The organism is Pseudonocardia sp. KRD291 (assembly GCF_019263595.1).
GTDB lineage: Bacteria > Actinomycetota > Actinomycetes > Mycobacteriales > Pseudonocardiaceae > Pseudonocardia.
In genome coordinates this window covers 1-6,544 of record NZ_JADQDD010000321.1, presented here as the reverse complement: position 1 = coordinate 6,544, position 6,544 = coordinate 1, and the positions used below count along the sequence as shown (strand labels likewise).

General features: G+C 73.5%; 6 protein-coding genes. 4 read left to right on the top strand and 2 right to left on the bottom strand.

Annotated features, from left to right (window positions below; translation table 11 throughout):
• Positions 1 to 479: 479 nt before the first annotated feature.
• Positions 480 to 857: a nuclear transport factor 2 family protein gene (locus I4I78_RS28375; protein ID WP_218614574.1), complete on the bottom strand. Its 378-nt coding sequence runs from the start codon at positions 855 to 857 to the stop codon at positions 480 to 482.
• A 94-nt stretch (positions 858 to 951) separates the two neighbouring features.
• Positions 952 to 1,953 (bottom strand): LLM class flavin-dependent oxidoreductase, encoded by a 1,002-nt coding sequence (locus I4I78_RS28370; RefSeq protein WP_308252416.1) that lies wholly within the window; start codon positions 1,951 to 1,953, stop codon positions 952 to 954.
• A 304-nt stretch (positions 1,954 to 2,257) separates the two neighbouring features.
• On the opposite strand from I4I78_RS28370, the gene thrS reads away from it, so the two are divergent.
• The 4 genes from thrS to I4I78_RS28350 form a co-directional block, all read left to right on the top strand.
• Positions 2,258 to 4,303, top strand: coding sequence for a threonine--tRNA ligase (gene thrS / locus I4I78_RS28365; RefSeq protein ID WP_218614572.1), 2,046 nt, complete (start codon positions 2,258 to 2,260; stop codon positions 4,301 to 4,303).
• Between the two features lie 18 nt (positions 4,304 to 4,321).
• Positions 4,322 to 4,942, top strand: a complete 621-nt coding sequence (locus tag I4I78_RS28360) for an HIT domain-containing protein (RefSeq protein WP_218614571.1) — start codon at positions 4,322 to 4,324, stop codon at positions 4,940 to 4,942.
• A 70-nt stretch (positions 4,943 to 5,012) separates the two neighbouring features.
• Positions 5,013 to 5,621: a phosphatidylinositol phosphate synthase gene (gene pgsA, locus I4I78_RS28355; protein WP_218614570.1), complete on the top strand. Its 609-nt coding sequence runs from the start codon at positions 5,013 to 5,015 to the stop codon at positions 5,619 to 5,621.
• On the top strand, positions 5,618 to 6,544 hold a 927-nt coding region (locus I4I78_RS28350; protein ID WP_218614569.1), incomplete at its 3' end, for a phosphatidylinositol mannoside acyltransferase. The genes pgsA and I4I78_RS28350, both read left to right, overlap by 4 nt.

Below are 6,544 nucleotides of genomic sequence, written 5' to 3'. Positions count from 1 at the left end.
GTGGACGGTCGGGAGCACCGCCCGCCGGGCGGGCCGGGTCGTCGCGGCGCAGGTCGGGGCGGTCGTCACGGCGCTCGGCGCGACGGCGGCGACCTCCACGTTCGTCCGTCGGACCGGACGACCGCGGAGGAGGCGGGGTGGTGGGTCCGGGCACCCGCCTCCCTCCTTTCGCGGCTCGTGTCGGCGCCGGCGAGACGTCTCGCCCCAGCGTGTGTGTCCAGGTCTCGTTCGTACAACGAGACCGTGCGGGATCCCGGTATGCCTCTCGATCAACGTCACTCGAATGTCGGCATGGTCGGGAACCCGGGCGCCGGTGCGTGACCCTGGGGGGTCGGGGAGCGTCGGCGCCGGTCTCCATCGTGCATCCGCGGCCTGCGGGCGCGTAGCCGGGGGACCGGTCCGTCGGGCAACGGGCGGGCGCGTGCGACGACGCGCCGAGCCGCCGTCGCCCGGCGGTCGGGTGCAGCCGGCTGGTCGGTTCAGCCGCTCAGCAGTGCACCCATCCGCTCGCGGAGCAGGGTCGCGGCGGAGTAGGGCCGGACCAGCACGGTGAGCTGGGCCAGGCCGCCCTCGCCGGCACGCAGGATGTCGACGCCCTGCAGGCCCCGGTCGCCGACGCGGGCCTCGAACTCCAGGACGTGCCCGTCGGCGCCGCCGTACTCGTGGGTGTAGCGGAAGTCCTCGAACACGGTGAACACCGCGGCCAGGATGGTGTGCAGCTCGTCGCGCCCGCGGTAGGGCCGGTGCACGACGGGGGAGAGGAACTCGACGTCGTCGCGGAACAGCGCGACCGCCGCCGGGATGTCCCCGGACTCGATCGCGGCCCGGAACGCGCCTGCTCCCGTGGTGTCGGTCATGCCGGGCATTACACACCCCGTGGATGTGTACCGGCCGCGACACCCGCCCTGCCGATCACGGTGGGTGACCCGGGGCTCACCCACATCCTCACTGTCAGACGGCGACCGGTGAGGGGGTCGTCCCCACGGCCTCGGCGAGCAGCTCGTAGGAGCGCAGCCGGTCGTCCCCCTCGAACGTCGACGTGGTGACCATCAGCTCGTCCACGCCGGTGCTGTCCACGAGCTCGGCGACACCGCGCCGCACGGTCTCCGGGGACCCGATGATCTGGTCGGCCTGGCGCTGCTCGACGAACTGCCGGAACTGGTCGGTCCACTCGAACGCGGCCACCTCCTCGGGCGAGGGCACCGGGCCCGGCCGCCCGAGTCGCAGCCGCAGGAACTGCAGCGCGGCCGGCATCGCGAGCTCCTGAGCCGCCTCGTCGGTCCCGGCGCAGAACACGCTGGCGGCGATCATGGAGTACGGCTCGGCGAGCCTCGCCGAGGGTCGGAAGCTCTCCCGGTAGAGCTTCAGTGCGGGCAGCGTGTTCTCGGCGCTGAAGTGGTGCGCGAACGCGAACGGCAGCCCGAGCGACCCGGCCACCTGCGCGCTGTAGCCGCTGGAGCCCAGCAGCCACATCGACGGCGCGTTGCCCGCCGCCGGTACGGCGAGCACGTCGGCGTCGCCGCGGAAGTAGGAGGCCAGCTCCACGAGCTGGTCCGGGAAGTCGTCCGGCGCGCCCAGGCGAGTGGTCCCGCGCAGGGCTGCGGCGGTCTTCGGGTCGGTGCCCGGAGCGCGTCCGATGCCCAGGTCGATCCGGTCCGGGTGCAGCGCCTCGAGCGTGCCGAACTGCTCGGCGACGACCAGCGGGCGGTGGTTGGGCAGCATCACCCCGCCCGAGCCGACCCGGATCCGCTCGGTCGCCCCGGCCAGGTGCGCGATCAGCACCGGCGGCGACGAGCTGGCGATACCGGGCATCGCGTGGTGCTCGGCCACCCAGAAGCGCCGGAAGCCGAGCTCGTCGGCGCGCCGGACAAGCCGGGTGCTGTGCTCCAGCGCCGACGTCGCGGACGCCCCGGCCGCGACCGGAACCAGATCGAGAATCGAGAGAGGGACCACGACCGGGTGCAACGCCGGTCGTCCCGGGGATCTTCCCGCGCCGTCTCCCGGACGCACCGGTCCCGGTGATCGACGAGTGTGGTCACATCCCGGCCATCGGTGGCCGGGATCCGACCTCAACGATCGATCATGTGGTGGAGGTGGTGCGGACGCGATCCGGTTCGCCGCGCCGACTAGCATCGACGGGCAGGTCCGATCGCGCCGGGGGCGCGGCGGTGTGGCCGCCCCGGCCGGTCCGGTGCGGGAGCCCCGCCGCCCGGCGTCGTCCCGGACGTCACGTATCTGTCTTCGGAGGAGAAACCCCGTGTCCGCACCGCCCGTCCCGCCCGCGTCCGCCCCGATCCGGGTGCCGGCCGGGACGACGGCCGGCGCGCGCGTCCGCGAGGGCGGGCTGCCCACCAGCGGCCCGGACGCGATCATCGTGGTCCGCGACGACCAGGGCACCCTGCGTGACCTGGCCTGGGCCCCGGAGGCCGACACCGACGTCGTCGGCGTGCGCGCGGACACCGAGGAGGGCCGGGCCGTCATCCGGCACTCGGCCGCGCACGTGCTGGCCCAGGCCGTGCAGCAGCTGTTCCCGAAGGCGAAGCTGGGCATCGGCCCGCCGGTCACCGACGGTTTCTACTACGACTTCGACGTGGACACCCCGTTCACCCCGGAGGACCTCAGCAAGATCGAGTCGGCGATGAAGAAGATCGTCAAGGGCGGTCAGCGGTTTGCCCGGCGGCGCTTCGGGTCCCGGGAGCAGGCCCGCACCGAGCTGGCCGACGAGCCGTACAAGCTGGAGCTGATCGACCTCAAGAGCACCGACGACGAGGTCATGGAGGTCGACGCCTCCGGCGAGCTGACCATCTACGACAACGTGCACGCCCACACCGGTGACACCGTCTGGTCCGACCTGTGCCGCGGCCCGCACATCCCGACCACCAAGTTCATCCCCGCCTTCAAGGTCATGCGCAGCGCCGCGGCCTACTGGCGCGGCGACCAGGCGAACGCGTCGCTGCAGCGGATCTACGGCACGGCGTGGGAGTCGCAGGAGGCCCAGGACGCCTACCTGGAGCGCCTGGCCGAGGCCGAGCGCCGCGACCACCGCCGGCTGGGCAGCGAGCTGGACCTGTTCAGCTTCCCGGACGAGATCGGCTCCGGGCTCGCGGTGTTCCACCCCAAGGGCGGCATCGTGCGCAAGGAGCTGGAGGACTACAGCCGGCTGCGCCACACCGAGGCCGGGTACGAGTTCGTCTACTCCCCGCACGCGACCAAGGGCTCCCTGTTCGAGCTGTCCGGGCACCTGGACTGGTACTCCGAGGGCATGTACCCGCCCATGCAGCTCGACGAGGAGCGCGACGCCGAGGGCAAGCTGAAAAAGGCGGCCATCGACTACTACCTCAAGCCGATGAACTGCCCGATGCACAACCTGATCTTCCGGTCGCGCGGGCGGTCCTACCGGGAGCTGCCGCTGCGGCTGTTCGAGTTCGGCACGGTCTACCGCTACGAGAAGTCCGGCGTGGTGCACGGCCTGACCCGGGCCCGCGGCTTCACCCAGGACGACGCGCACATCTACTGCACCCGCGACCAGATGCAGACCGAGATCGCCTCGCTGCTGCAGTTCGTGCTGGACCTGCTGCGCGACTACGGCCTCGACGACTTCTACCTCGAGCTCTCCACCCGCAACCCGGAGAAGTCGATCGGCTCGGACGAGGCGTGGGCGGAGGCGACCGACGCGCTGCGCGAGGCCGCCCAGGGCTTCGGCCTCGACCTCGTCGACGACCCGGGCGGCGCCGCGTTCTACGCCCCGAAGATCTCCGTGCAGGCCCGGGACGCGATCGGACGCTACTGGCAGATGTCGACGATCCAGGTCGACATGATGCTCCCCGACCGTTTCGAGCTCGAGTACACCGCGCCGGACGGGTCCCGGCAGCGCCCGGTGATGATCCACCGCGCGCTGTTCGGCTCGATCGAGCGGTTCTTCGGCGTGCTCACCGAGCACTACGCGGGCGCGTTCCCGGCCTGGCTGGCCCCGGTGCAGGTGGTCGGCATCCCGGTCACCGACGAGCAGGAGCCCGCGGTCCGGGAGATCGCGGCGGCGCTGCGGGCGCGCGGGGTGCGGGTCGAGGTGGACTCCGGCGACGACCGGATGCAGAAGAAGATCCGCACCCACACGCTGCAGAAGGTGCCGTTCATGCTGCTGGCAGGCGGCCGCGACGTCGAGGCCGGCGCGGTCAGCTTCCGGTTCCGCGACGGCAGCCAGCGCAACGGGGTGCCGGTCGACGAGGCCGTCGAGACGATCGCGACCTGGATCGCCTCGCGGAGCAACGTCTCCCCGACGGCGGACGCCCTCCCGGTCTCCTGACGCCTAGGATCGTCGGTCATGGACGACGGTGCCGGCGCGGCGGAACCGGAGTGGGTCCCGCAGGACGGGGTCGGCACGCCGGACGGGTTCGCCCGGCTGTGGACCCCGCACCGGCTCGCCTACATCAAGGACGCCGTGGACTCCGGCTGCCCGTTCTGCCGGATCGCCGCAGGGGCCGCGGCAGGGGACGCCGCTGGGGACGCCGGCCCCGGCTCCGAGAACCCGGACGAGGACAACCTCGTCGTGGCCCGGGGCCGTGAGGTGTTCGCGCTGCTCAACCTGCACCCCTACAACCCCGGGCACCTGATGGTGCTGCCCTACCGGCACGTCGCGGAGCTGGAGGACCTCACCGACTCCGAGGCCTCCGAGCTGATGGCGTTCACCCGGTCGGCCGTGGTGACGATGAAGAAGGTCGCCGCGCCGCACGCGTTCAACGTCGGGCTGAACCTGGGCACGGTCGCGGGCGGGTCGCTGGCCGAGCACCTGCACCAGCACGTCGTGCCGCGCTGGGGCGGCGACGCGAACTTCATCGCGGTGGTCGGCCAGACCAAGGTGATCCCCCAGCTGCTCGCCGAGACCCGGGCCCAGCTGGCCGCGGCGTGGGAGCCACCGCACCGGGACGGGGCCGTGCCCGACTAGTCTGGCCTGCGTCCTCGCGCGCGAGCCCGTGGACCCCGCCGACGTCAAGACGAGGAGACGGCTCCCGCCGATGCTCAACCTGTTCGCCCGCGCACGCGTCAACCGGGTCACCGACCCCGTGGGACGGTGGCTGGTCGACCGTGGCATGAGCCCGGACACGGCGACGGTGCTCGGCACCGTCGGTGCGGTCGCCGCCGCGGTCGGGTTCCTGCCGTGGGGCGGGTTCGTCCTCGGCCCGATCCTGATCACCTTCTTCGTGCTGCTGGACCTCGTCGACGGCGCGATGGCACGGGCCCGCGGCTACGGCACCCCGTTCGGCGCGGTACTGGACTCGGCCTGCGACCGGATCGTCGACGGGGCCCTGTTCGCGGCGCTGGCCTGGTGGGCGCTGCAGTCCGGGGAGTCCCCGCTGGTCGGCGGGGCGGCGCTGGTCTGCCTGGTCGGCGGGCAGCTGGTGTCCTACGTCAAGGCCCGCGCCGAGAGCGTCGGCCTGGCCGCCGAGGGCGGTCTGGTCGAGCGGGCCGAACGGCTGATCCTCGGCCTGGTCGGCACGTTCCTGGCCGGGATCGGGGTCCCCTTCGCGCTCGAGGTGGCGCTGATCGTCCTGGCGGTGGGCACGGCCGTCACCCTCGCGCAGCGGATCGCGGCCGTGCACCGGAGCGCCCGGGAGCGGGCATGAGCCCCGGCGTGTCCCGTGCGGGTCTGCGTGAGCGTCTGGCCGACGTGGAGTACGCGGCGGCCTGGGCGCTGGTGCGCCGGCTGCCGGAGCCGCTGGTCACCGCCGCGTTCCGGGCGGGCGCGGACCTCGCCGCGCGCCGCGGCGGCGGGGGCGTCGCCCGGCTGCGGGCGAACCTGGCCCGGATCCGCCCCGGCGCCGGCCCGGCCGAGCTCGACGTCCTGGTCCGGGACGGGATGCGCAGCTATGCCCGGTACTGGCAGGAGGCGTTCCGGCTGCCGGCGATGGACCCGGCCGCCGTGCACGCCGCGATGCACCCGAACGTCGACGGCATCGAGGGGTCGCTGACCACCCTGGCCGCCGGCCGCGGCGTCATCTACGCGCTGCCGCACGCCGGGAACTGGGACGTCGCCGGGCTCTACATGGTGCGCGAGCTCGCCCGGCTCGGGCTCGAGCCCGCGATCACGACGGTCGTGCAGCGGCTGAGCCCGGAGTCGCTCTACCGCCGGTTCGTCGACTACCGCTCCTCGCTCGGCTTCGAGGTCGTCGCCGCGGACGACGGCCGCGCGGCGCACCGGGCACTGACCCGGCGGCTCGCGGCCGGGGGAGTGGTCTGCCTGATCGCCGACCGCGACCTGTCCGGCACCGGGGTCGCAGTGGACTTCTGCGGGGCTCCGGCCCGGCTGCCGGCCGGCCCGGCCCGGCTGGCGCTGCTGACCGGCGCGGCGCTGCACCCGGCCTACGCCACGTTCACCCCGGACGCCTGGGGCGTGCGGGTCGGGCCCGAGATCGGGGTCCCGGACCGGGCGTCGCTGCCGTCCGCGGTGCAGGCGCTGGCCACCGCGTTCGGCGCGATGATCGCGGCGAAGCCGGAGGACTGGCACATGCTCCAGCCGATCTGGACCGCCGACCTGCCGCACCCGGGC